The following is a 23,471-nucleotide window of genomic DNA, read 5'->3' as shown; positions in this document are numbered from 1 at the left end:
CCGTTTCACCGGAGCGCCACGGGCCATACTCAGGGGGAGAACGACCGGCCGTCGCGCCGGCGGAGCAACCCCGCACGTCCCCGGGAGGGAACCACCGTGACCTACGTCATCACCCAGGCCTGCGTCGACGTCCTCGACAAGGCGTGCATCGACGAGTGCCCGGTGGACTGCATCTACGAGGGCGACCGGATGCTCTACATCCACCCCGACGAGTGCGTCGACTGCGGCGCCTGTGAGCCGGTGTGCCCGGTGGAGGCCATCTACTACGAGGACGACGTCCCGGACAAGTGGAAGGACTTCTACAACGCCAACGTGGAGTTCTTCTCCGACCTGGGCAGCCCCGGCGGCGCTGCCAAGACCGGCAAGGTCGGCAAGGACCACCCGCTGGTCGCCGCCCTCCCGCCGCAGGGCGAAGGTCACTGACGAGCACGGTCACGGGGACGGCGGCCGGCCGGCTGCCCGACTTCCCCTGGGACTCGCTCGCCGGTGCCCGGGCCAAGGCGGCCCGGCACCCCGGCGGTGTCGTCGACCTCTCCATCGGCACGCCGGTCGACGACACCCCTGAACTGCTCGCGACCGCCCTGGCCGGCGCCGGCAACGCGCCGGGCTACCCGACCGCCCTGGGCACCGCCGAGCTGCGCACCGCGGCGGCCGGCTGGCTGCAGCGCCGGCTCGGCGTGCGGCTGGCCGACCCGCTGGGCGCCGTCCCGTCGGTGATCCCGACCGTCGGCTCCAAGGAGCTCGTCGCGCTGCTGCCGACCATGCTGGGGCTGCGCGGCGCCGGCACGGTGCTGATCCCCGAGGTCGCCTACCCGACCTACGAGGTCGGCGGGGTGCTGGCCGGACTCGGCGTGCGGCGCACCGACACCCCACCGGAGGACGCCGCCGGTGTGGTCCTCGTGTGGCTGAACTCCCCGGGCAACCCGCACGGCCGGGTGCTCACCGACGACGAGCTGCGCGCCTGGGTGGCGTGGGGACGCGCCCACGGTGTCCCGGTCGTCGCCGACGAGTGCTACGCCACCCTCGGCTGGGACGTCGAGCCGCGCTCGATCCTGCACCCGGAGGTCGCCGGCGAGGACCACGGCGGCCTGCTCGCGGTGCACTCGCTGTCGAAGCAGTCGACCGCCGCGGGCTACCGCGCCGGGCTGCTCTCCGGCGACCCGGCGCTGGTCCGCCAGGTGTGGGAGGTGCGCCGGCACCTCGGCCTGCTGGTCCCCACGCCGGTGCAGTCGGCCATGGCCGCCGCGCTGGCCGACGACGCGCACGTCGACGAGCAGCGGGAGCGCTACCGCGCCCGCCGTGACCGGCTGGCCGCCGCCGTCCGGGCCGCCGGCGCCCGGATCGACCACTCCGAGGCCGGGCTGTACCTGTGGGTCACCCGCGACGAGGACTGCTGGACGACGATCGACTGGCTGGCCGCCCGGGGCATCGTCGCCGCCCCGGGCTCCTTCTACGGCCCGGCCGGCGGGCGGCACGTGCGCATGGCCCTCACCGCCACCGACGAGCGGATCTCCGCGGCAGTGGAGCGCCTGGCCGGCTGACCCGGCCGCGGCCTCAGCGGGCCAGTTCCAGGCGCACCGCGTCAGGGGTGGCGTCCGAGGGCGCCCACCCGCCGGTCGGCGTCCACTCCGACCCGGCGAAGGCGACCGACCGCAGCCCCAGCCGCTCGGCGTGCGCGACCGCCCAGGTGGCTGCCGGCCAGCCGGCCGCCGAGGCGACCTCCACCTCGCCGAAGCGCTCGGTGGTCGTCGCGCCCAGCTCCGCCTCCACGACCGCCGCGGCGGCGGTGACCCGCGCGCTGAGCCGCCCACCGGGGACGGGCGCCTCGTAGCTGCAGGTCAGCCGGCGCGGCTCGGGCGCGGCGAACGCCGCGGTGAGCTGCTGGGCCAGGGGCTCGTGCTTCTGGTAGGCCTCCGGGAAGCCGCTGCGCTGCACGCGCTGGGCGGCATCGGTCAGCCGCAGGGACTCCCAGTCCCGGACCTCGACCAGGCCGTCGTAGAACTTCCCCGCCGAGTAGACCGGGTCGCGCACCTGCTCGGGGGTGCCCCAACCCTGCGAGGGTCGCTGCTGGAACAGCCCGAGGGAGTCCCGGTCGCCGTGGTCGAGGTTGCGCATCGTCGACTCCTGCTGCGCGGTCGCCAGGGCGATGACGACCGCCCGCTCCGGCAACCCGCGAGCGCGGCCGACCGCAGCGATCGTCGCCGCGGAGGCGGCCTGCTCGGCGGTCAGCGTGAGGCCGGTACCCGCCACGGTGCAGGAGCCGGTGAGCTGCACCGGGTCCGGTCCCTCGATGCCCCGCACCAGCGCCACCACCCCCAGGACCACGAGTCCGACCAGCGCGAGCGGCAGCCACGAGCGCCACGACCCGGCCGGCGCCCCCCGGCCCCCACGCCCGGGGGGAGGCCGTCTTCGAGCGGCCGGGCGGCGCGCCGGCGGCCGGCGCGCGGACGTCGTCCGCCGTGCCGTCGCGCTGCGTGTGCTGCTCATCGCCCGCGACTGTAGGTGCGCTCCCTGGCAACGGGGTGCTGCTGCGGGGAGGTGTCCGTCGCTACGGTGTCCCGCCAGCCACCTGCGAGGAGACCGCATGAGCGACACGCTGCTGCCCGGTACCACCGCGACCCGGGTGCCCACCGCCCGGTTGACCCAGAACGTCCTGCACCCCGAGGGCGTCGACCCGGCCGGGCCCGGGGAGGTCGTCCTCTTCGTGCACGGCAACGTCAGCTCGGCGCTGTTCTGGCAGCAGCCGGTGCTCGCCCTGGCCGGGACCGGCCGGGTGCGGCCGCTCGCGGTCGACCTGCGGGGGTACGGCGACACCGACCCGCTGCCGATCGACGCGCGGCGCGGGGTGCGGGACTGGGCAGATGACGTCGCGGCGCTCGTCGACGCCCTCGGTGTCGACCGGGTGCACCTGGTCGGCTGGAGCATGGGTGCCGGTGTGGTGCTGCAGTACCTGCTCGACCGGCCCGAGCGGGTCGCGTCGGTGACGCTGGTCGCGCCGGTCTCCCCGTACGGCTTCGGGGGGACCGCCGGACCGGAGGGACGACGGCTGACGGAGGACGGCGCGGGCTCCGGGGCGGGCGCGGCCAACCCCGAGTTCGTGGCGGCGATCGCCGCCGGCGACACCACGGGCGACCACCCGACCAGCCCGCGGTCGGTACTGCGCGCCTTCTACGTCGCGCCCGGGTCGCTGCCCATCGACCCGCGGCTCGAGGACGTCTTCGTCGCCGCGATGCTCTCCACCCGCACCGGCGAGGACCACTACCCGGGGGACGCCAGCACCTCAGCGACCTGGCCGGGCGTGGCGCCGGGGGCGCGCGGGGTGCTCAACACGATGGCGCCGACGGTGTTCGACCTGTCCGGGATCCCCGACCTGCCGGTCAAGCCGCCGGTCCTGTGGATCCGCGGGGACGCCGACGCCATCGTCTCCGACGCGTCCCTGTTCGACCTCGCGCACCTGGGCGCGCTGGGTGCGGTGCCGGGCTGGCCGGGCGCCGACGTCTGCCCGCCGCAGCCGATGGTCGCCCAGACCCGCGCCGTCCTGGACCGCTACGCCGCCCGCGGCGGGACCTGCCGGGAGGTCGTGCTGCCGGGCGTCGGCCACTCCCCGCACGTCGAGCGGCCGCAGGAGTTCCTGGTCGCCCTGCTCGAACACCTCGACGTCCCGGCAGCCGTGCCGGGGGACGCCTGAGCGCCGCCGGGCCCGTTCCGCCCGGCCCCGTCCCGAGGCTCGTCGGGTGCTCTGGAACGGCCACCCTCCAGGGGCCGCGCCGAGCCCGGTGACGTACTGGAACGGCCCCTCTGCAGGGGTCCCGCCGCGAGCCTGCGAGCGGTGGGGGGCAGAGGGGTCCTTCAGTTGGCGTGCAGCTGGGCGTTGAGCTCGCCCCAGGTGCCCGTTCGGGGCAGCGCCTCGAGGGCACCGGAGACCGAGTTGCGGCGGAACAGCAGCCCGTCGCGGCCGGAGAGCTCGGCGGCCTTGACCACCGAGCCGTCGGGCAGGGTCACCCGCGAGCCGGCGGTCACGTAGCAGCCGGCCTCGACGACGCAGTTGTCGCCGAGGGATATGCCGATGCCCGCGTTGGCCCCCAGCAGGCAGCCCGAACCGATCGAGACGACCTGCTTCCCGCCACCGGAGAGGGTGCCCATGATCGACGCGCCGCCGCCGATGTCGCTGTCGGGACCGACGACGACGCCCGCGCTGATCCGGCCCTCGACCATCGACGGGCCGAGGGTGCCGGCGTTGTAGTTGACGAAGCCCTCGTGCATGACCGTCGTCCCCTCGGCGAGGTGGGCGCCCAGCCGCACCCGGTCACCGTCGGCCACGCGGACGCCCGAGGGGATCACGTAGTCGACCATCCGCGGGAACTTGTCGACGCCGTGGACGGTGATCTGCCCGTGCACGGCGCGCAGCCGGTGCGGGTTGAACGTGGCGGCCTCGACCGGGCCGGCGCTGGTCCAGGCGACGTTGGTCAGCAGGCCGAAGACGCCGTCCATGTCGATGCTGCGCGGGGTGACCAGCCGGTGGGAGAGCAGGTGCAGCCGCAGCCAGACGTCGTGGGTGTCGGCCGGGGGCGCGGACAGGTCCGGGATGACCGTCCGGACGGCGATCACCTCCACGCCACGGGACTCATCGCTGCGCACCAGGCCGCCGTAGTCCGGGCCGAGCTCCCCGGAGATCTCGAGCGCCCCCAGCCGGGTGGTGCCAGGGCGCGCGCCCGCGGGCGCGCCGAGCCGCGGCTCGGGGTACCAGGTGTCGAGCACCGTGCCCGCGGGGGTCACGGTGGCCAGACCGGCGGCGACGGCGGAGCGCGGGGCGGAGTCGGTCACGGCGACGACGCTACCGAGCGCGGGTCGCGCCCTCCCGGCGTGGTCCGGGACGCCGCAGGGACCTCGGCGCACGCCCGTGCTCTGCCCACCAGGGCGGGCAGAGCACGAGCACCCCGGGGCGTACCCGGTCGCTGCGGGCTCCGTCGCGGCCGAGGTGAACGGTGGGCGACGGGCCGGCGCCGCTGGCGCGCTGCGACAGCCCGCCCCCGACGCCGCCCGTAGGCTCGGGAGTCGTGACCGACCTGCCCCCGCTGGACCCCGCCGCCGATGTGCTGGCGCTCACCCGCGCACTGGTCGACGTCCCGTCGGTGTCGGGCAGCGAGGGTGCCCTGGCCGACGCCGTCGAGGCGGCGCTGCGGGCGCTGGGCGGTCTCGAGGTCGAGCGGGTCGGCGACGCCGTCCTCGCCCGGACAAACCTCGGCCGGCCCACCCGGATCGTCCTCGCCGGTCACCTCGACACCGTGCCGATCGCCGACAACGTGCCCAGCCGGCTGGAGGACGGTCGCCTCTACGGCTGCGGCACCAGCGACATGAAGGCCGGCGACGCGGTGATGCTGCGGCTGGCCGGGCGCTTCGGCGTCCCGGGTGCCGCGCCCGCGCACGACCTCACCTTCGTCTTCTACGACAACGAGGAGGTCGAGGCGGTCCGGAACGGCCTCGGCCGGGTCGCGCGGGAGCGCCGCGGCTGGCTGTACGGGGACCTGGCGATCCTGCTCGAGCCCACCGACGGGGAGATCGAGGCCGGCTGCCAGGGCACGCTGCGCGCGGTGCTGGAGGTCCCCGGCCGGCGGGCGCACAGCGCCCGCAGCTGGCTCGGCGCCAACGCGATCCACGGCGCGGCCGGCATCCTCGCCACCCTGGCGGCCTACCGGGCGCGGGAGGTCGACATCGACGGGTGCGTCTACCGCGAGGGCCTCAACGCCGTCCGCATCGAGGGCGGCGTCGCCGGCAACGTCATCCCCGACGCCTGCACGGTGACGGTCAACTTCCGCTACGCGCCCGACCGGGACGAGGACGCCGCCGAGGCGCACGTCCGAGAGGTCTTCGCCGACGCCGTGGCCGCCGGCGCGACGCTGGCCGTCGTCGACAACGCCGGTGGGGCGCTGCCGGGGCTGTCCGAGCCGGCGGCCGCGGCCTTCGTCGCCGCCGTCGGCCGTCCGGCGCGGGCCAAGCTCGGCTGGACCGACGTCGCCCGCTTCGCCGCCTTCGGCATCCCCGCCGTCAACTACGGCCCCGGCGACCCGCAGCTGGCCCACACCCGCGAGGAGCACGTGCTGGTCGACCGGCTGCAGCCGGCCGAGGACGCGCTCGTCGCCCATCTCTCCGGGAGCACCGCATGACGACCACCCCCGAGCCGGCCAACGGCCGCAAGCCGCGGCCCACCCGCCACCGCGGCCCGGTGATGCTGCGCGGCGGCGAGCCGGACCCCCGCCTGCAGGGGACGACGACCGACGCGCGGCTGCTCGACCGCCGCGGCCCGACCGACTGGGTGCACACCGACCCGTGGCGCGTCCTCCGCATCCAGAGCGAGTTCGTCGAGGGCTTCGGGTTGCTCGCCGAGCTGCCGCGCGCGGTGAGCGTCTTCGGCAGCGCCCGCACCCCGCAGGACTCGCCGCACTACGCCTCGGGCGTGGCGATCGGCGCGGCGCTGGCCGATGCCGGGTACGCGGTGATCACCGGCGGCGGCCCGGGCGCGATGGAGGCCGCCAACCGCGGCGCGTCGGAGGCCGGCGGGCTCTCGGTCGGCCTGGGCATCGAGCTGCCGTTCGAGCAGGAGCTCAACGAGTGGGTCGACGTCGGCATCGCGTTCCGCTACTTCTTCGTCCGCAAGACGATGTTCGTGAAGTACGCGCAGGCCTTCGTCATCCTCCCCGGGGGCTTCGGCACCCTCGACGAGCTCTTCGAGGCGCTCACCCTGGTGCAGACCCGCAAGGTGACCCGCTTCCCGGTGGTGCTGTTCGGGTCGGCGTACTGGTCGGGGCTGGTCGACTGGCTGCGGACGACGATGGTGCCCGCGGCCACCATCAAGGACAGCGACCTGGACCTGTTCACGGTCACCGACGACGTCGACGCGGTCGTGCGGATCGTCCAGGAGGCCGAGAAGGCGCGGCAGGCCGGCGACAACGGCGGCGGCATGCGCGCCTTCCCCGTCGACGACGCGCCGAGCGACGCGTGACGACGGCCGAGGGAAGGGACTGAGGTCGGCGTGCTGGAGGCGGTCGTCTTCGTCCTCACCGTCGCGGTGGTCGGCGGGCTGGTCTTCCTCGGTGGCTCGGTGCTGCTCGGCCGGGGCGAGACCCGGCCCCCGGCCGACCCCGACCGCTCGCCGCTGGAGCTGCCCGAGGACCGGCCGGTCACCGCGGACGACGTCCGCGGGGTGCGCATGTCGGTGACCGTCCGGGGCTACCGGATGACCGAGGTCGACTGGCTGCTCGAACAGCTGGCCCGGGCGCTCGAGGAGCGCGACGCGGAGACCGCGGCGCTGCGCGCCCGGTTGGAGGAGGCCGGGCACGCGCCCGGCACGGACGACGCCCGGCCGGGCGGGAACGGAGCGCGCGCCGATGCGTGAACTGGTGGAGACGGTGGTCGTCGACGCGCCGCCGCAGCAGGTGTGGGCGGCGCTCACCGACTGGACCCGCCAGGGGGAGTGGATGCTGCTCACCGACGTGGAGGTCACCGGCGGGGACCCGCACGCGGTCGGGGGCCGGCTCGCGGCCCGCACCGGCCTGCCCGTGCGGGGACGGCGCCGGGGGGTGCTCGACACGATGGTGATCACCGAGTGGGACCCGCCGCGGCGCGCCGTCGTCCAGCACACCGGCCGGATCGTGCGCGGGCCCGGCACCTTCGAGGTCACCCCCCAGGGCGCGGGCTCCCTCGTGACCTGGACCGAGCAGCTGTGGCTGCCCTTCGGCCCGCTCGGGCAGCTGGGCTGGCCGCTGGTCAAGCCGGCCGCGGTGGCGGGGGTCCGCCTCTCCCTGCACCGCTTCGCCGACTTCGCGCGTCGCTACACCGGCCGGACGGCCCGCTGAGCGCCTCCGGTCAGCGAACGGCGCCCCGCCGGGTGCGGGCGAACGCGAGGGCCTCGCGGGCCAGCGGCAGGTCGGTGTCCGGCCGGCCGTCGGCCAGCGCGACCCACTCGCGGTAGGGCCGCCCCCGGCCGCCGAACGGCCCGCCGCGCCCGTCGGCCAGGAGCGCGGCGACGCGGTCCGCGGGCAGCGAGAGCACCAGCGCGCCGCGCACGACCATCGCGAAGGCCGCGCCGTCGACCTTGAGCGCCCGCGAGCCGAACCGGCGGGGGCCGCTGGTGTCGGGCGGGGTCACCCCGGGCTCGCCGGTGAGGGCGTCGACGAGGGCGGCGAGGCGGTCGGCGGCGTCCACGCCCTCATGCTGGCCCGGCGACGGCGGCCGTGGGCGCTCCGGCGGCGCGGACGGCGGCGCGGCTGACGTACCAGCGCCGCCACAGCACCCCCGCGACGACCAGCGTGACGACCGTGCCGCCGTCCCACATCAGCCGTGCGCCCTCCGCGGCGAACGGCACCCCCGGCAGGGGAGTGGCGTACAGCCACTTCGCCAGGACGTCGTGCGCGGCCGCGCCGGCGGCCAGCGCGCCGGCGCGCACCCCGACCCCGCGACGGTGCGGCGCCGGGTCCACGGCCAGCACCGCAGCGGTCGCGAGGTATCCGCTCACCAGCACGTGCAGCGCCACGAGCGCGGCCGGCGCCGGGCGGTGGACGACGGCGGCGTGCAGACCGGTGCCGTAGAGCAGCCACAGCCCGGCGGCGTTGGCGGGGACGGCGACCAGCGGGTCGGTAGCCCACCGCAGCGGCGGGGACCGCAGCACGCGGCTCAGCCGCCGGGCCGCCGCGACCGGCAGCGCCCGCAGCGCGAGCGTGACCGGGGCGGCCAGCACCAGCAGCAGCGGGGCGACCATGCCCAGCAGCAGGTGCCCGGCCATGTGCAGGCGCAGGTCGTCGTGAGCGGCGGAGAGGACGACGCCGGCGCCGGCCGCGGTCAGGCCGGCCAGCCAGGACGCCGTCCGGCGGAGGGGCCACCGGGTCCGCCAGCCGGCCGCGACGTGGAGCGCACCGAGGCCCAGCAGGACGACGACGCAGACGCCGGTCACCGGACGGCGCGGCGGCGGGCCCGGACGAGCAGCGCTGCGCCGGCCAGGAGCAGCACGACGGCCGAGGCGTTCCAGGCCAGGTCGTAGCCGGTGAGGTCGACGCCGTAGCGGACCTGGTGCACCCGCAGCAGCTTGTGGTCGACCACGCCGTCGAAGAGCTGGAAGGCCCCGGCGCCCAGCAGCAGGAACGCCCACCAGCGGACGGCGTCGAACGCGCCCCGGCGGCGCAGGTCGGCCAGCAGCGCCAGCCCGGCGACCACCGCCGACAGCGTCGCGGCGTGCAGCAGGCCGTCGGAGACCAGGCCCACCGTCCCGCCGGCGCGGTCGTAGAACGAGTGCCAGGCCAGGAGCTGGTGGAAGACGATCTCGTCGACCGACCCCATGAGACCGGCACCGACCAGCAGCCCCGAGGCCGCCGGCCGCCGGCCGGGCACGGGAGGGGCAGCGCTCACCGTCGGGCGGTGCCCGGTGCGGAGGCGGGGAAACGCCCGGGCAGGATGGCGGGGTGCGCGGGTGCGGCGGAGCGGCGGGACAGCGGTGAGCCGACGGGGGTGGGCGCTGTTCCTGGCGATGTCGCTCATCTGGGGCGTGCCGTACCTGCTCATCAAGGTGGCCGTCGAGGAGCTGCCGCCGGTGGTCGTGGTCTTCGGCCGGTGCGTGCTGGGGGCGGCGCTGCTGCTGCCGTGGACCGTCGCCCGCGGCCAGCTGGGCCCGGCGCTGCGCCGCTGGCGGCCGCTGCTGGCCTTCACGCTCCTGGAGATGACCGGCCCGTGGCTGCTGCTGGCCTACGCGGAGCAGACGCTGTCCAGCTCGCTCACCGGTCTGCTCGTCGCCGGGGTGCCGTTCGTCGCCGCGCTGGCCGGCCGGCTGACCGGAGGCGAGGACCGGCTGGGCCGGGTGCGCCTGCTCGGCATGGGCCTGGGCGTGACCGGCATCGCGGTGCTGCTCGGTCTGGACGTCGAGGGCATCGCGCCGCTGCCGCTGCTCGCGGTCGGGCTGGTCGTCGTCGGGTACGCGACCGCGCCGCTCATCGTCGAACGGTCGCTGCCCGACGTGCCGGGGGTGGCGGCGAGCGCCGTCGCGCTCACCGTCACCGCCGCGGTCTACGCGCCGTTCGCCGTCCCCCGGCTCGACGAGACGGCGCGGGCCCCGGCCGACGCGCTGCTGGCCGTGCTCGTCCTGGGGGTCGTGTGCACCGCCGTCGCGCTCGCGCTGTTCTTCGCCCTGATCCGCGAGGTCGGCCCGCAGCGGGCGCTGGTCATCACCTTCCTCAACCCGGCGGTCGCGGTGCTGCTCGGCGTGCTGCTGCTCGACGAGCCGTTCACCCTCGGCCTGGCGGTCGGCCTGCCGGTCGTGGTGCTCGGCTGCGTGCTGGCCACCCGCCGCAGCCCGGTGCGCCGCGACCGCGCCGAGCTGGGGGACGTGGACGCCGCCGTCCCCTGAGTCCCCCGTCCGGGTGGGGTGCCGTCGGGCTGGGCTCAAGCAACGGCCCGGTGCGTGTCGAGGACGACTCCGGCACCCGCCGGTCCGCGGGCGCCTCCGCCAGGAGGGACGCGACAGATGCGGGACGTCGGCGCTGCTCAGCGGGCGGCCGGGCGCTCCAGCAGCCGCCTGCTGCGGCTGCTGGCCGTCGTCATCGCCGTGCTCGCCGTGGCGCTGGGCGGGCAGCCCGTGCCGGCACCGCGGCTGGAGACGGTCAGCACCCAGGACCCGGCACCGCCGGCGAGCGTCCTGGTGACCCCGGCCGACCGCGCCCTCACCGTCTCCTGGACCGCGTCACCCGAGACCGCCACGAGCGGGTACCAGGTCTTCCTGGACGCGGAGACCGAGCCGCGGGTCACGACGAACGCCTCCACCAGGTCCGCGACCCTGACCGGCGGGCTGGTGAACGGCAGGCAGTACACGGTCACCGTCCGCACCGTGACCAGCGAGGTCGTTCTCCTCCTCCCGCGCACGTACGTGGGTCAGACCGGCGCGACCGCGCCCGGCGAGCCGCAGGACTCCGTGGCACCGGCCGCGCCCACGGGGGTGACCGCTGCCCGCGGCGACGGCCGGGTCACGCTGTCCTGGGCGGCCAACGGCGCCGACTACGACGTGGACGGCTACCGCGTGCTGCGCGACGGCGTCGTCGTCGCCACCCTCCCGGGCACCACGTACGTCGACACCGGGCTGGTCAACGACCGCACCTACACCTACACGGTGCAGACGCACGACACCTCGGACAACTGGTCGGCCTCCTCGGCGCCCGCGGTCGGCGCGACGCCGACCGACCTCACCGCGCCGGCCGCGCCGACCGGCCTCGTCGGCGGCCGGGGGGACGGCCGGGCCGGCCTCTCCTGGACGGCGAACGGCGAGCCCGACCTGGCCTCCTACCGGGTGCTGCGCGACGGCGTCGAGGTCGCCGCGGTCACCGGCACGACGTACCTGGACCCCGGCCTGGTCAACGACCGGACGTACACGTACACGCTGGTCGCCGTCGACGGCCACGGGAACCGGTCGGCGCCCTCGGCCGCGGTCCGGGTCACGCCCACCGACCTGACCGCGCCGGCCGGCCTGACCGCCGTCCGCGGCGACGGGCGGGTGACCCTCTCCTGGACGGCGAACACCGAGCCCGACCTGGCCTCCTACCGGGTGCTGCGCGACGGCGTCGAGGTCGCGACGGTGACCGGGGCGACCACCCACACCGACACCGCGCTGGTCAACGACACCCCCTACCGCTACACGCTGGCCGCGGTGGACACCCACGGCAACCGGTCCGTCTCGTCGGCCGCGGTGACGGCGACCCCGCACGAGCTCGACGCGCCGGCGCCGCCCTCCGGCGTGGCCGCCACCGCCGCCGACCGGCGGGTCGACCTGTCGTGGACGGCGAACGGCGAGCCGGACCTCGCCGGGTACCGGGTGCTGCGCGACGGCGCCGTCCTCGCCACGGTCACGGGCGCGACGACCCACACCGACACCGCCGTGGTCAACGAGACGAGCTACGCGTACGCGCTGGTCGCCGTCGACACCCACGACAACGCCTCCGCCCCGTCGGAGACGGTGCGCGCGACGCCGGCGGACCGCGTCGCCCCGGCCCGGCCGACCGGCCTCACCGCCACCCGCGGCGACGGGCGCGTCGACCTGTCGTGGACGGCGAACGGCGAGCCGGACCTCGCCGGGTACCGGGTGCTGCGCGACGGCGCCGTCCTCGCCACGGTGACCGGTGCGACCACGTACACCGACACCGCCATCGTCAACGACACCACCTACGCGTACGCGCTGGTCGCCGTCGACGGCTCCGGCAACGGCTCCGCCGCCGCGACGGCGTCGGCCACGCCCATCGACCTCACGGCACCGGCCGCGCCGCAGGGCGTGACCGCGGTGGAGAGCGGTGGTCGGGTCAGCCTCTCGTGGACGGCGAACGGCGAGCCCGACCTCGCCGGCTACGTCGTGCTGCGTGACGGCACGGAGATCGCGAGCGTCCCGGGGACGACCCACGTCGACAGCAGCCCCGTCGACGGTGCCACCCACGGCTATGCGGTGGTCGCCGTCGACACCCACCGCAACCGGTCGGCCCCCTCCACCGCGGCGACGGTGCCCCCGGCGGACCGGACGGCGCCGGCCGCGCCCACCGGGCTGGTCGCCACCGCCGGCGACGGGCGGGTCGCGCTCGTCTGGACGGCGAGCACCGAGCCCGACCTGGCCGGCTACCTGCTGCTGCGGGACGGCGTGGAGATCGACACCGTGACCGGCACGACCTACACCGATGCCGGGCTGGTCAACGACCGCTGGTACAGCTACCAGGTCGTCGCCGTCGACACCTCGGCCAACGCCTCCGGGCCCTCGGAGCCCGGGGTGGCGCGGCCCCTCGACTCCACCCCGCCGGCCGTGCCGACCGGGTTCACGGCGGTCCGCGGTGACGGGCGGGTGACCCTCTCCTGGGCGGCGAACGGTGAGTCAGACCTGGCCGGCTACGTGCTGCTGCGCGACGGGGTGCAGATCGCCACCCCGGCCGGGACCGGCCACACCGATGCCGGGCTGACCAACGACCGCAGCTACGCCTACGCGCTGGTCGCGGTGGACGCCCGCGGCAACCGCTCCGACGCCGCGACCGCGAGCGCCACCCCGACCGACCTCACCCCGCCGGCCGTGCCGGCCGGGTTCACGGCGGTCCGCGGGGACGGACGGGTCGCGCTGACCTGGGCGGCGAACAGCGAGCCCGACCTGGCCGGCTACGTGCTGCTGCGGGACGGGGTGCAGATCGCCACCCCGGCCGGGACCGGCCACACCGATGCCGGGCTGACCAACGACCGCAGCTACGCCTACGCGCTGGTCGCCGTGGACGCCTGCGGCAACCGCTCCGCCCCCGCCACGGCCGGCGCCACGCCCGTCGACCTGGCCCCGGCCGTGCCGGAGGCGTTCAGCGCCGTCCGCGGCGACGGGCAGGTCTCGCTCACGTGGACGGCCAACGGGGAGTCCGACCTGGCCGGGTACGTGCTGCTGCGGGACGGGGTGGAGATCGCCACCCCGGCCGGGACGACGTACACCGATGCCGGGCTGGTCAACGACCGCAGCTACGCCTACGCGCTGGTCGCCGTGGACGCCGGCGGCAAGCGCTCGGACGCCGCGACCGCGAGCGCCACCCCGACCGACCTCACCCCGCCGCCGGCGCCGACCGGCGTGACCGCCGTCGCGGGGAACCGGCAGGCCGAGCTGCGGTGGGACGCCGCGGGCGCCGACGTCGTCGAGCACCGGGTGCTGGCCGCCGACGGCAGCACCGTCGCCACCGTGCCGGCGCCGGGGACCTCGGCAACGGTGACCGGCCTGACCAACGACACGACGGACGCGTACACCGTCGTGGCGGTCGACGCCGCGGGCAACGTCTCGGCGCGCTCCGCCGCGGTGTCGGTGACCCCGGGCTACGCCGCCGTCCCGGTCGAGGGGGCAGGGGAGAGCGGCGGCGTGGCCGCGAGCAGCGACGGCCGGTTCGTCGTCGTCGGCACCCGGGCCCGCCTCGAGCCGTCGGACACCAACACCGCATACGAGATGTACGTCGTCGACCGCACCGTCGGCACCCGCACGCGGATCGCGCCGCTGCCGCCGACCGCCACCGGCGCGGGCGACGCGACCAACACCAGCGTCCCGGCGATCAGCGACGACGGGCGCTCCGTCGTCCTGGCCACGACCGCGGCCCTGGACCCGCGCGACACCAACAGGCTGGCCGACGTCTACCGGTTCGACGTCGGCGCCCGCAGCTGGGCGCTGGTGAGCGCACCGCGGGGCGGCACCGCCTCCCCGTCGGTGGCCGGCACCCTGCTGCAGCCCGCGGCGTCGGTGTACGCCACCGGCCCGTCGGTGGCGGTGTCGGGCGACGGCGACCTGGTGCTCTTCTACTCGGCGCGGGCGGACCTCGTCGCCGGCGACACCAACAACCGGGTCGACGTCTTCGCCAAGCGGCTCTCCGACGGGACGGTCACCCGGGTCTCCACGACCACCACCGGCGGCGAGCTCAGCGGCCCCGCCACGGGCCCCGCCCTGGCGCTGACCCCGGACGGCCGGTTCGCCGTCTTCGGTGCCGACAGCGCCTCCGGCGTGGTCGCCCACCGCAAGACGCTGTCCGGGGCGGGCGCGGGGGAGCTGCGGGTGGTCTCCCAGGTCACCACCTCCACCGGCCGCATGCTCCCGTTCGCCGTCTTCCGCGACACCGGCGACCTGGCGGTCAGCGACGACGGGCGCTACGTCGCCCTCGTCACCAGCAACCGCGTCACCACGAACTTCCCCGCGCAGACCTGGTCGACCGGGCTGGCGTACCGCGTCGACACCGTCACCGGTGCCGTCGTCCCCCTGGGGACGGGGCAGACGACGGTGTGGGAGCACCAGGTCGAGCTCGACCCGACCGGCCGCTACGCCTTCTACTCGACCGCCGCGGCCGCGCTGCCGGCTGACACCAACGGGCACACCGACCACTACCGGCGCGACCTCGACGGCGGTGTCGCCGGGTCCCTCGTGCTGGTGACCGCCGACGCCTCCGGGCGGCCCACCACCGGCCCCACCGGCGCGATCACGCCGGCCGAGTACGGGCGGCTGCTGGCGGTCACCGGCGACCGGGTGCTGGTGACGACGTCGCAGCCGCTGGCCGCGTCGGACGTCAACCGGCTGAGGGACCTGTACACCAAGGACCTGCGGACCGGCGCCGTGGGTGTGGGCCTGGGCTGACACCCGCCGTCACTGCCGGTGGCTAGCGTGCCGGTCGTGGACGAGCGCACCCGCTGTGCGGGGCTGGTCAGGTGTGCATGGGGCGACAGCGCCCCCGAGTACGTGGCCTACCACGACGAGGAGTGGGGGACGCCGCTGCACGGCGACGACGCCCTCTTCGAGCGGCTCTGCCTCGAGGCGTTCCAGTCGGGGCTGTCCTGGATCACCATCCTGCGCAAGCGCCCGGCGTTCCGGGCCGCCTTCGCCGGCTTCTCGATCGACGCGGTGGCCGGGTTCGGCGCCGCCGACGAGGCGCGGCTGCTCGCCGACGCCGGCATCGTCCGCAACCGCGCCAAGATCGCCGCCGCCGTCGGCAACGCCCGCGCCGCGCAGCGGGTCCCCGAGGGGCTGTCTGCGCTGCTGTGGTCCTTCGCGCCGACGGCTCCGCGGCCCCGCCCGGCCACCCTCGCCGACGTCCCGGCGACCAGCCCGGAGTCGACCGCGATGGCCCGCGAGCTCAAGCGCCGCGGCTTCGCCTTCGTCGGCCCGACGACCGCCTACGCGCTCATGCAGGCGACCGGGATGGTCGACGACCACGTGACCACCTGCTTCCGCGCCCGGTGACGTGCTGGAACGGCCCTCCTGCAGGGCCCCGGCCCGAGCCTGCGAGGGCTGGGGGGCAGGAGGGTCCTTCCCCCTCGGGTTGGACCTGCGCGCGGGATACGGGATCATGGGAGCGGAGCGCACAGCATCGACGACGCCGTGAGCAGCCCACGGGCTGCGCTCGGCCGACGAAGGAGGCACGCATGGCGGCCATGAAGCCGCGCACGGGTGAAGGTCCCCTCGAGGTCACCAAGGAAGGGCGCGGTCTGGTCATGCGCGTTCCGCTGGAAGGCGGCGGCCGTCTCGTCGTCGAGCTGTCGCCCGACGAGGCCGCGGCCCTCTCCGAGGCCCTGAAGGGCGCGACCAGCTGAACACCGCAGCGCACCTGCCCCCGGGCAGTCCCGCGCAGGACGACGCGGCCCCGGCCGCCGGCAGCACGCCGGCGACCGGGGCCGCGCCGTTGCCGCGCGTGGAGGTCCGCACCGAACTCCCGGCGCTCGGCGAGGACGACGTCCTGGCCGTGCCGGTGGGCAGCGGCGCCACGCTGCCCGCGTGGCTGACCGGTGCGGGCGCACCGGTCGACACCGGCCTGCTCGCCGGCGCGCTGGCCGACACCGGCAACACCGGCCGCCCGGGGAACGTCACGAACCTGCCGGTCCCCGGCCGCCGGCCGCGCAGCGTGGTCGCCGTCGGGATCGGCGACGCGACGCTGCCGGACCTGCGGGGGTACGTGGCCACCGCCGTCCGCCGCGCGCAGACCCTCGCCGAGCACGGCGCGCGCCGGCTGGTGCTGCCGCTGGACGAGCCGGCCGCCCCCGCGGGTGCGGAGGAGGTGCGCGTCGCCGTCGAGGCCGCGCTGCTGGCCGGCTACCGCTTCCGGGAGACCTCGGCGCCGCACCCGCCGCGGCTGGAGACCGTCACGGTCGTCGTCGCCGACGGCACGGACCCGGCGGTCACCACCGCCGCGCGGGCCGGCGAGGTCACCGCCTCCGCGGTCGCCTGGGCCCGGGACCTGGTCAACACCCCCAGCAACACCAAGGACCCGGCCTGGCTGGCCGACCGGGCCGTCGAGCGGCTGGGCGGGCTGCCGCACGTGACGGTCACCGTGCTCGGCCCCGAGGAGCTGCGGGCCGGCGGCTTCGGTGGCGTGCTCGCCGTGGGCGGCGGCTCGGCCAGCCCGCCCCGGGTGGTCGTGGCCAGTTCCCGCCCGCCGGGCGCCGGGGCCGCGCACGTCGTGCTGGTCGGCAAGGGGATCACCTTCGACACCGGCGGCATCTCGATCAAGCCCAACGCCGGCATGCGGGAGATGAAGACCGACATGGCCGGCGGCGCCGCCGTCCTGGCCGCGGTCGACGCCGCGGCCCGGCTGGAGCTGCCGGTGACGGTCACCGCCGTCGTCCCGGCCGCGGAGAACGCCGTCTCCGGCTCGTCCTACCGCCCGGGCGACGTGGTGCGGCACGTCGGCGGCCGGACCACGGAGGTGCTCAACACCGACGCCGAGGGCCGGATGGTGCTCGCCGACGGGCTGGCGTGGGGGCGCCTGGAGCTGGGCGCCACGGTGCTGGTCGACGTCGCCACGCTGACCGGGGCGATGAAGGTCGCCCTCGGCACCCGCACCGCGGGGCTGTACGCGACCAGCGACGGGCTGGCCGACGCACTGCGCACCGCCGCCGGCCACGCCGGTGAGCCGGTGTGGCGGATGCCGCTGGCCGAGGAGCACGCCGACCTGCTCGACAGCGCCGTGGCCGACGCGAACAACGCCCCGGGCAACCCGGGCGGCACGACCGCCGCGCTGTTCCTGCGACCCTTCGCCGGGGACCTGCCGTGGGCGCACCTGGACGTCGCCGGGCCGGCCCGCGCCGGGTCCGACGAGGCCGAGGTGGTCAAGGGCGGCACCGGGTTCGGCGCGCGCACCCTGCTGCGCTGGCTGGAGGCCGGCGCGCCGGTCGACGCGTCCTCGGTGGTCGACTGATGGCGGACCTCGGCGTCGTCTTCCCGGCGGGGCCGGACGGCCGGCGCAGCACCGCTGCCCTCGGCCGCGCCGTCGTCGCCGACGCGCTGCGGCCGGTCGACCCGGCCGGTGCCGGCGCAGCCGAGCGGGAGACGAACTGGCGGGCCGGCTACCTGCCGCACTTCCGCCGGCTGGTCGAGGCCGGGATCGCCTCGCGGGAGGCGGCGCTGGCGATCGCCGATGCGGGGCTGGCCTCGCTGCACCGGCGGATGCGGGTGGCCGCCCCGGACGGTGCGGAGACCGCGCTCGGCGACCTGGTCGCCGCACCGGCCGGCCGCGTCCTCGGCACGGCGGAGGTCACCGGCACGGCCGAGCCCGAGCGGGAGCTGTCGCTGCCCTTCCGTGGCGAGCGGCTGCGCGGCGACGCGCTGCTGCGCCGGCTCGACGCCTGGGTGGAGAACGGGGTCGTGGAGCCCTCGGCCGCCGAGGCGGTGCGCACCGTGGTCGCGCACCCGGAGTGGCTGGCGCTGCCGGACACCACGGTCGTCGTGCTCGGTGCCGGTGCGGAGATGGGGCCGCTGACCGCGCTGCTGCGCTGGGGCGCCCGGGTGGCCGGTGTGGACCTGCCCCGCCCACAGCTGTGGGAGCGGGTGCTCGACACCGCCCGCCGCGGCGCCGGGACGCTGCTGTACCCGGTCGCCGGGGAGGACGTCGGTGCGGACCTGATCACCGAGGTGCCGGCCGTCGCCGACTGGCTGACCGGCCTGCCGGGGCGCCTGGTGCTCGGCGACTACGTCTACGCCGACGGGGCCACCAACGTGCGGGTGTCGACGGCCGTCGACGCGCTGACCGTCCGGCTGGCCGCGGCCCGGAACGACGTCGCGCTGGCCTTCCTCGCCACGCCGACCGACGTCTTCGCCGTCCCGCCGGACGCGGTGGCGCAGTCGGTGCGCGCCTACGCCGGGCGGTCGCGGGCGGCGAAGCTGCTGGGCCGGCCGCTGCGGACGCTGTCGGCCGGGCGGCTGCTGCAGCGCGCGTACCTGCCGGGCAGCGACCCCGGCGTCCTGGACAGCCTGGTGGCCCAGCAGGGGCCGAACTACGCGCTGGCCAAGCGGCTGCAGCGGTGGCGGGCGACGGTTGCGCGGGCCGCCGGGACGACGGTGTCGATGAACGTCGCGCCGCCGACCCGCACCCGCTCGGTGCTGAAGAACCGCGCCCTCGCGGCGGCCTACGCAGGCGCGCACCGGTTCGGCGTCGAGGTGTTCGAGCCGGCGACGTCCAACGTGCTCATGGCCGCACTGCTGGTGCACGACCTGCACACCGGTGGCGGTCCCGCGCACGAGCAGCCGTGGCAGGACGAGGCGTACGCGGCGGTGCACGGCGGGCTGTGGCGGGCGGCCTACGCCCCGCGCAGCGCGCTGGGCCTGGCGGCCCTGCTCGGCTACGGCGCCGCCCGCAGTTGAAGGACCCCCCACCGTGCGCACGTCCGCGGCGGGCCCCTGCGGGGAGGCCGATGGTGGGGTGGGGGTCCTCGCTCAGCCGGTCGGGTCCTCCCGGCGCACCAGCCGGACGGCGAGCAGCCGGGCCAGGACGACGGTCCCGGCCAGCACGGCGAGGACGACGACGCCCACCGCGACGAACGTCTCCGCACGGACGCTGAAGTGCTGGGTCGCGGCGGTGACCGCGCCGGCCACCGCCGCGACGCCGCCACCGAGGGGCAGCAGGCCGGCCACCCAGCCCGCGGTGCCGGCGGCGCGCGGATCGCCCAGGCGGGCCAGCGCGGCCCAGCACCCCAGGGCGGCCAGCAGGACGGCGAGCACGACGCTGGTGGCCCAGACCGTCAGGACGACGGCGGCGTGCCCCGAGCCGTGGCCGGTCGTGAAGCCCACCCCGAGGTCGACGAGGGTGACGGTGGAGCCCGCCAGCACGCCGAGGAGGGCGATCGGGAGCAGCAGCCCGAGGCGCAGGGCGCGTCCGGTGAGCCCACGCTCCTCGGCCCACTGCCGTGCGGTCGCGGCCGGGTCCTCCCCGAGGACGGCCCGCACCGGGCGGGCGTCGTCCTGCGCACCGATCAGCTCGGCCTCCAGCTCCCGCGCGAGGGTGGCGCGGTCCCGGGCCCGGACGCCGGCGCGGCGCCAGGCGCGGTCGGCCTCGGTGAGCGCGGCCTGCCGCTCCCGCGTCGGGTCGGGACGGACGGCGGTGTCAGGCACGGGAGACCTCCTGGGGGACGGCGGGCGAGGCGAGTGCGGGGGACAGCAGGCCGCTGACGGCGCCGGCGACGTCGAGCCACTCGGCGCGGCCCGCATCGAGGGCGGCCCGTCCGGCGCCCGACAGCGAGTAGTACTTGCGCGGCGGACCGGTCGGCGACGGCCGCTGGTCGGTGACCACCAACCCGGCCTTCTCGAGCCGGGCCAGCAGGGGGTAGGTCGAGCCGGCGGCCACGGGCAGGCCGCGGTCGGCCAGCCGCTCGGTGAGCTCGTAGCCGTAGACGGGCTGGTCCTGCAGCAGGGCGAGCAGGCAGAGGTCCAGCACGCCGCGCAGGACGAGCGAGCGGCGCTCCACCGGCGGACTCATGCAGAACAAGGTAGCGGTCGACGGCCCGTGCGCCGCGCACCCGCGGTGTGTCGCGGGGGGAGCGCGGGGCCGGGGCCGTCAGCCGGGTGGCGCGGTCGTGGGCCGGCGCAGCGCCAGCCGCACGGTCTCCAGGACGTCCGCCTCCGCCAGGCCGAGCCGGCGTGCCGCGGCGACCAGCCGGCCGGTGGCCTCGGCCAGCTCCGCTCCGTCCGCCGTCGCGGCCGCGCTGACGACCGCTCCCCGGCCGCGGCGCAGCTCGATCAGTCCCTCGTCCCGCAGCAGCTGGTACCCGCGCAGCACCGTGTGCACGTTGACGTCGAGCGAGACGGCGAGGTCGCGGGCCGCCGGCAGCCGGTCGCCGGGGCCGAGCGCGCCCGTGGCGATGTTCCGGCGGACCGCCGCGGCCACCTGGTCGCCCAGCGGGACCTGCGCGGCCGGGTCGATCCCGATCAGCACACCCGGCTCCGCTCGGCGAGGGTGTTGACCAGGGCGGCGGCGGTCGCGGCGTCGTCGACGGTGACGAGGAGGCGGGAGCCGTCGGCGAGCTCCAGGTCCAGCGCCTCGCCGCTCCGGAGGAGGACCGCCGTCCGCTCGCCGCGCACCCGCAGCCCCCAGCCGCCCAGCTCCCGGGCCCGGACGTCGGACCGCCCGGCGCGGACCACGCGGCTCAGCGGCACGTGCACGCGGGGACGCGGGACGAGGGTCGCGCGGACGCTCACCCCGGCGTGGTCGGCGGTGACGCGGACGGAGGTGGTCGGGGCCAGCAGGGCGGCGACGACCAGCGCGGGGACGCCGGCGCCGGGGCTGACGGTGGCCGACAGCGCCACGCCCACGGCGGCCAGCGCCACGGCGCCGACGAGCACCGGGCGGGCCACCACCACGCGGGTCCACACGGCGCGACCGCCTGCCGGCAGCTCGACCCGGGGTGCGTCCGGCGGCGGGGGCTGCCGCGTCTCGGCCGGAGCCGGCACCCGCGCCAGCGCCCACCCGAGCAGGCTCCCCGCGGCCAGCGCCAGGACGACCACCGGCAGCAGCCAGGCGGGTGCCGGCTCCCCCAGGACGCTGCCGCGGTCGAGGCTGGTCACGAGCAGGACCGCGGGGCCGGCGGCGAGCACGGCGGCCGAGCCCACCGAGGCGGCCGCGAGCACCCGCAGCCCGGTCGGGTTGCTCCGCACGCTGCGTGCCACCAGACCCCACAGCACGGCCAGGCCGGCGCCGATCGTCAGCGCCGTCGCGGCGAACGTCCCGGTCGTGGTGACGTCGTCGACGAGTCCGCCGGGACCGACGTGCGAGGCCACCCCTGCCGGGAACCGGTCCCGCCAGGCCAGCGCAGCGAGGGCCACCGCGCCCGTTGCCAGGAGCGGCGCCCCGACGGTCACGGGGAGCGTGCGCTGCACCGGACACCTCCAGGTTGTTCTAGTTCTACTAGAACAACTATGCCTGAAGGGCGTGGTGGTCGGCAAGCCACCGGACGGGTCCGGTCCCCGGCGGCAGCGCTCCCGGATGCTCACGGCGGGGAGTGGTGCTGTCCGCGCCGCCGCCACCACGCGACGGCTCGACCCACGTGGGTCGGCCGGTGCGCTGAGGAGGGCCGGGGTCAGGCCGGACCGACGAGGCCGGCGACGATCTCCGCCGACAGCGCCACCAGCGGCAGGCCACCGCCCGGGTGCGACGAGCCACCGACCAGGAACAACCCGGGCACGGGCGAGGCGTTGCCCGGCCGCAGGAACGCCGCCCGGGCGCCGTTGCTCGACGTCCCGTAGATGGAGCCGCCCACGCTGCGGGTGTCGCGCTCCAGGTCGGCCGGGGTGCGGACGACGCACCAGCGCACCCGGTCGCGGACGTCGAGGCCGCGGCGGGCCATGACCTCGAGCACCTGCCGCGCGTACCGGTCGGCCAGCCCCGGGGCGTCCCAGTCCACCCCGCCGGCCGGATCGTGCCGCGGCGCGTTGACCAGCACGAACCACGACTCGCTGGCGTCGTCCGGCCGGGTCGCCGGGTCGTCGGGCGCGCTGACGTACACGGTGGGGTCGGCGACCGGCCGGGGGGCGCCGCGAAACCGGCCGACACCGAAGACCGCGTCGAACTCGGCGTCGTAGTCGTCGGGGAAGAGGACCGTGTGGTGCGCCAGTCCCGGCGTCCGCCCGCGCAGCGCCAGCAGCAGCACGAACCCCGAGAGGGACGGCGTGCTCCGGGCCAGGTCGTGCCGCACCCGCCGGGTCGGGCGGGAGGTGGGGAGCAGATCGGCGTACAGCGCCGCGGCGTCGGCGCCGGAGACCACGACGTCGGCCCGCAGCACCTCGCCGCCGGCCAGCCGCACACCCGCGGCCCGGCCCCCCTCCACCAGCACCTGCTCCACGGGGGTCCCGGTGCGCACGACGGCGCCGCGCTCGACCGCCCGCTGCGCCACCGCCCCGGCCAGCCGGCGCAGCCCCCCGCGCACGTACCAGGAGCCGAAGGCCTGCTCGACATGGGGCACGGTCGCCAGCACCGCCGGGGCCCGCCGCGGGTCGGAGCCGGAGTAGGTGGCGTAGCGGTCGAGCAGCGTGCGCAGCCTCGGGTCGCGCAGGTACGCCGTCCCCAGGCCGCGCAGCGTGCGCCACGGCGCGACCGTCGCGACGTCGGAGCCGCTGAGCGCCAGCCGGGCCAGCGTGGCCGCCCCGGCCAGCGGGGACCGAAGGAACGGCTGCTCGGTGATCCGCCACATCGCCGCGGCCCGGGCCATCAGCGCCGACCACTGGGCGCCGCTGCCGGCCCCCAGTGCGGCGTCCAGCGCGCCGGGGACGGCAGCCGCGTGGCCCGGCACCGACAGCCGTGTCCCGTCGGCGAAGCGGTAGGCGACGGCCGGGTCCAGGCGCACCAGGTCGACGGCGTCCTCCAGCGGCCCGCCGGTGACCGCGAACAGGTCGCGGTAGAGCTGCGGGAGGGTGACCAGGCTCGGCCCGGTGTCGAAGCCGTGCCCGTCGCGGGCGTACCAGCCGAGCTTGCCGCCCACCTGCGGCGCCTGCTCCAGCACGGTCACCGCGTGGCCGAGGGCGGCCAGCCGGGCCGCGGCCGCGAGGGCACCGAGTCCGGCGCCCACCACCGCCACCCGAGCCACGCCGCCACGGTACGGCGACCCCGACGACGAGCGAGCCGGCCGGAGCCGCCACGGCCCTGCGAGGTCTGCACACTGGCGGTCTTCAGCGGCCTGATGGCAGCGGGTGTGCAGATCTCGCCGTC

The 23,471-nt window shown here is 76.9% G+C and carries 23 protein-coding genes; 13 read left to right on the top strand and 10 right to left on the bottom strand.

Features of this window, described 5'->3' with window-relative positions; genetic code table 11:
- The first annotated feature begins 96 nt into the window (after positions 1–96).
- Together fdxA and dapC are read left to right on the top strand one after the other, a co-directional pair.
- Positions 97–423 (top strand): ferredoxin, encoded by a 327-nt coding sequence (gene fdxA, locus BMW27_RS21445; protein WP_091448234.1) that lies wholly within the window; start codon positions 97–99, stop codon positions 421–423.
- Complete coding sequence (dapC, locus tag BMW27_RS21440; protein WP_091448384.1) at positions 420–1,541, top strand: succinyldiaminopimelate transaminase; 1,122 nt, start codon at positions 420–422, stop codon at positions 1,539–1,541. Before fdxA ends, dapC begins: the two co-directional genes overlap by 4 nt.
- 13 nt (positions 1,542–1,554) lie before the next feature.
- On the opposite strand, the gene BMW27_RS24435 is transcribed toward dapC, so the two are convergent.
- Positions 1,555–2,325 (bottom strand): hypothetical protein, encoded by a 771-nt coding sequence (locus BMW27_RS24435; protein ID WP_139206954.1) that lies wholly within the window; start codon positions 2,323–2,325, stop codon positions 1,555–1,557.
- Between the two features lie 259 nt (positions 2,326–2,584).
- Between BMW27_RS24435 and BMW27_RS21430 the strand changes: the two genes are divergently transcribed.
- Positions 2,585–3,688: an alpha/beta fold hydrolase gene (locus BMW27_RS21430; RefSeq protein ID WP_091448231.1), complete on the top strand. Its 1,104-nt coding sequence runs from the start codon at positions 2,585–2,587 to the stop codon at positions 3,686–3,688.
- Between the two features lie 161 nt (positions 3,689–3,849).
- Here the strand turns inward: BMW27_RS21430 and dapD are convergent, their stop codons facing one another.
- The gene (gene dapD, locus BMW27_RS21425; RefSeq protein WP_091448229.1) at positions 3,850–4,824 is read right to left on the bottom strand and encodes a 2,3,4,5-tetrahydropyridine-2,6-dicarboxylate N-succinyltransferase; all 975 of its coding nucleotides are present in this window, start codon (positions 4,822–4,824) and stop codon (positions 3,850–3,852) included.
- A gap of 233 nt (positions 4,825–5,057) precedes the next feature.
- On the opposite strand from dapD, the gene dapE reads away from it, so the two are divergent.
- The 4 genes from dapE to BMW27_RS21405 are packed head-to-tail and all read left to right on the top strand — an operon-like array spanning position 5,058 to position 7,853.
- Positions 5,058–6,164, top strand: a complete 1,107-nt coding sequence (gene dapE, locus BMW27_RS21420; RefSeq protein WP_091448226.1) for a succinyl-diaminopimelate desuccinylase — start codon at positions 5,058–5,060, stop codon at positions 6,162–6,164.
- A complete protein-coding gene (locus BMW27_RS21415) occupies positions 6,161–7,000 on the top strand; it encodes an LOG family protein (protein ID WP_091448224.1) in 840 nt (279 codons plus the stop codon). Before dapE ends, BMW27_RS21415 begins: the two co-directional genes overlap by 4 nt.
- A 30-nt stretch (positions 7,001–7,030) precedes the next feature.
- Positions 7,031–7,393 carry a DivIVA domain-containing protein gene (locus BMW27_RS21410; protein WP_091448221.1) on the top strand — a complete coding sequence of 121 codons (363 nt, stop codon included), beginning with the start codon at positions 7,031–7,033 and terminating at the stop codon, positions 7,391–7,393.
- The gene (locus BMW27_RS21405; protein ID WP_091448219.1) at positions 7,386–7,853 is read left to right on the top strand and encodes an SRPBCC family protein; all 468 of its coding nucleotides are present in this window, start codon (positions 7,386–7,388) and stop codon (positions 7,851–7,853) included. The genes BMW27_RS21410 and BMW27_RS21405 overlap by 8 nt, the downstream gene beginning before the upstream one ends.
- Before the next feature lie 10 nt (positions 7,854–7,863).
- Here BMW27_RS21405 and BMW27_RS21400 read toward each other — a convergent pair whose 3' ends face one another.
- The 3 genes from BMW27_RS21400 to BMW27_RS21390 are packed head-to-tail and all read right to left on the bottom strand — an operon-like array spanning position 7,864 to position 9,399.
- Positions 7,864–8,202: a hypothetical protein gene (locus BMW27_RS21400; RefSeq protein WP_091448217.1), complete on the bottom strand. Its 339-nt coding sequence runs from the start codon at positions 8,200–8,202 to the stop codon at positions 7,864–7,866.
- A 4-nt stretch (positions 8,203–8,206) separates the two neighbouring features.
- Entirely contained in the window at positions 8,207–8,947 is a 741-nt protein-coding gene (locus tag BMW27_RS21395; RefSeq protein WP_091448214.1) for a cytochrome c oxidase assembly protein, read from the bottom strand.
- Positions 8,944–9,399, bottom strand: coding sequence for a DUF2243 domain-containing protein (locus tag BMW27_RS21390; RefSeq protein WP_245743792.1), 456 nt, complete (start codon positions 9,397–9,399; stop codon positions 8,944–8,946). Before BMW27_RS21390 ends, BMW27_RS21395 begins: the two co-directional genes overlap by 4 nt.
- Before the next feature lie 85 nt (positions 9,400–9,484).
- Here BMW27_RS21390 and BMW27_RS21385 point away from each other — a divergent pair, with 85 nt between their 5' ends.
- From BMW27_RS21385 to BMW27_RS21360, 6 genes are all read left to right on the top strand, one after another.
- Positions 9,485–10,390 carry a DMT family transporter gene (locus BMW27_RS21385; protein ID WP_091448207.1) on the top strand — a complete coding sequence of 302 codons (906 nt, stop codon included), beginning with the start codon at positions 9,485–9,487 and terminating at the stop codon, positions 10,388–10,390.
- A 117-nt stretch (positions 10,391–10,507) separates the two neighbouring features.
- Positions 10,508–15,142 carry a fibronectin type III domain-containing protein gene (locus BMW27_RS21380; protein WP_091448205.1) on the top strand — a complete coding sequence of 1,545 codons (4,635 nt, stop codon included), beginning with the start codon at positions 10,508–10,510 and terminating at the stop codon, positions 15,140–15,142.
- A 36-nt stretch (positions 15,143–15,178) separates the two neighbouring features.
- Positions 15,179–15,745: a DNA-3-methyladenine glycosylase I gene (locus BMW27_RS21375; protein ID WP_281244780.1), complete on the top strand. Its 567-nt coding sequence runs from the start codon at positions 15,179–15,181 to the stop codon at positions 15,743–15,745.
- Between the two features lie 182 nt (positions 15,746–15,927).
- Positions 15,928–16,095: a DUF3117 domain-containing protein gene (locus tag BMW27_RS21370; protein ID WP_012947303.1), complete on the top strand. Its 168-nt coding sequence runs from the start codon at positions 15,928–15,930 to the stop codon at positions 16,093–16,095.
- 98 nt (positions 16,096–16,193) lie between these two features.
- Positions 16,194–17,696, top strand: coding sequence for a leucyl aminopeptidase family protein (locus BMW27_RS21365; protein WP_245743790.1), 1,503 nt, complete (start codon positions 16,194–16,196; stop codon positions 17,694–17,696).
- Positions 17,696–19,138: a hypothetical protein gene (locus BMW27_RS21360; protein WP_091448198.1), complete on the top strand. Its 1,443-nt coding sequence runs from the start codon at positions 17,696–17,698 to the stop codon at positions 19,136–19,138. Before BMW27_RS21365 ends, BMW27_RS21360 begins: the two co-directional genes overlap by 1 nt.
- Before the next feature lie 72 nt (positions 19,139–19,210).
- Here the strand turns inward: BMW27_RS21360 and BMW27_RS21355 are convergent, their stop codons facing one another.
- The 5 genes from BMW27_RS21355 to BMW27_RS21335 form a co-directional block, all read right to left on the bottom strand.
- On the bottom strand, positions 19,211–19,885 hold the full coding sequence (locus tag BMW27_RS21355) for a hypothetical protein (protein WP_091448195.1): 675 nt from the start codon (positions 19,883–19,885) through the stop codon (positions 19,211–19,213).
- Positions 19,878–20,249 (bottom strand): PadR family transcriptional regulator, encoded by a 372-nt coding sequence (locus tag BMW27_RS21350; RefSeq protein ID WP_091448193.1) that lies wholly within the window; start codon positions 20,247–20,249, stop codon positions 19,878–19,880. Before BMW27_RS21350 ends, BMW27_RS21355 begins: the two co-directional genes overlap by 8 nt.
- A gap of 78 nt (positions 20,250–20,327) precedes the next feature.
- Positions 20,328–20,705 carry a GntR family transcriptional regulator gene (locus BMW27_RS21345; RefSeq protein WP_091448190.1) on the bottom strand — a complete coding sequence of 126 codons (378 nt, stop codon included), beginning with the start codon at positions 20,703–20,705 and terminating at the stop codon, positions 20,328–20,330.
- A complete protein-coding gene (locus tag BMW27_RS21340) occupies positions 20,699–21,646 on the bottom strand; it encodes a hypothetical protein (protein WP_091448186.1) in 948 nt (315 codons plus the stop codon). Before BMW27_RS21340 ends, BMW27_RS21345 begins: the two co-directional genes overlap by 7 nt.
- 200 nt (positions 21,647–21,846) lie before the next feature.
- Positions 21,847–23,349: a phytoene desaturase family protein gene (locus tag BMW27_RS21335; protein WP_091448183.1), complete on the bottom strand. Its 1,503-nt coding sequence runs from the start codon at positions 23,347–23,349 to the stop codon at positions 21,847–21,849.
- Positions 23,350–23,471 lie beyond the last annotated feature (122 nt).

Source organism: Geodermatophilus poikilotrophus (assembly GCF_900111455.1).
In the GTDB taxonomy this organism is placed as follows: domain Bacteria; phylum Actinomycetota; class Actinomycetes; order Mycobacteriales; family Geodermatophilaceae; genus Geodermatophilus; species Geodermatophilus poikilotrophus.
The sequence above is the reverse complement of the archived record's forward strand: the minus strand, read 5'-3'. Positions and strand labels throughout refer to the sequence as shown.

Bases quoted from the DNA above. Each gene is read 5' to 3' on its own strand.
- BMW27_RS21415 (WP_091448224.1), top strand. From the start codon at position 6,161: ATGACGACCACCCCCGAGCCGGCCAACGGCCGCAAGCCGCGGCCCACC.
- BMW27_RS21405 (WP_091448219.1), top strand. From the start codon at position 7,386: ATGCGTGAACTGGTGGAGACGGTGGTCGTCGACGCGCCGCCGCAGCAG.
- BMW27_RS21430 (WP_091448231.1), top strand. From the start codon at position 2,585: ATGAGCGACACGCTGCTGCCCGGTACCACCGCGACCCGGGTGCCCACC.
- BMW27_RS21360 (WP_091448198.1), top strand. From the start codon at position 17,696: ATGGCGGACCTCGGCGTCGTCTTCCCGGCGGGGCCGGACGGCCGGCGC.
- BMW27_RS21350 (WP_091448193.1), bottom strand. From the start codon at position 20,249: ATGAGTCCGCCGGTGGAGCGCCGCTCGCTCGTCCTGCGCGGCGTGCTG.
- BMW27_RS21380 (WP_091448205.1), top strand. From the start codon at position 10,508: ATGCGGGACGTCGGCGCTGCTCAGCGGGCGGCCGGGCGCTCCAGCAGC.
- BMW27_RS21370 (WP_012947303.1), top strand. From the start codon at position 15,928: ATGGCGGCCATGAAGCCGCGCACGGGTGAAGGTCCCCTCGAGGTCACC.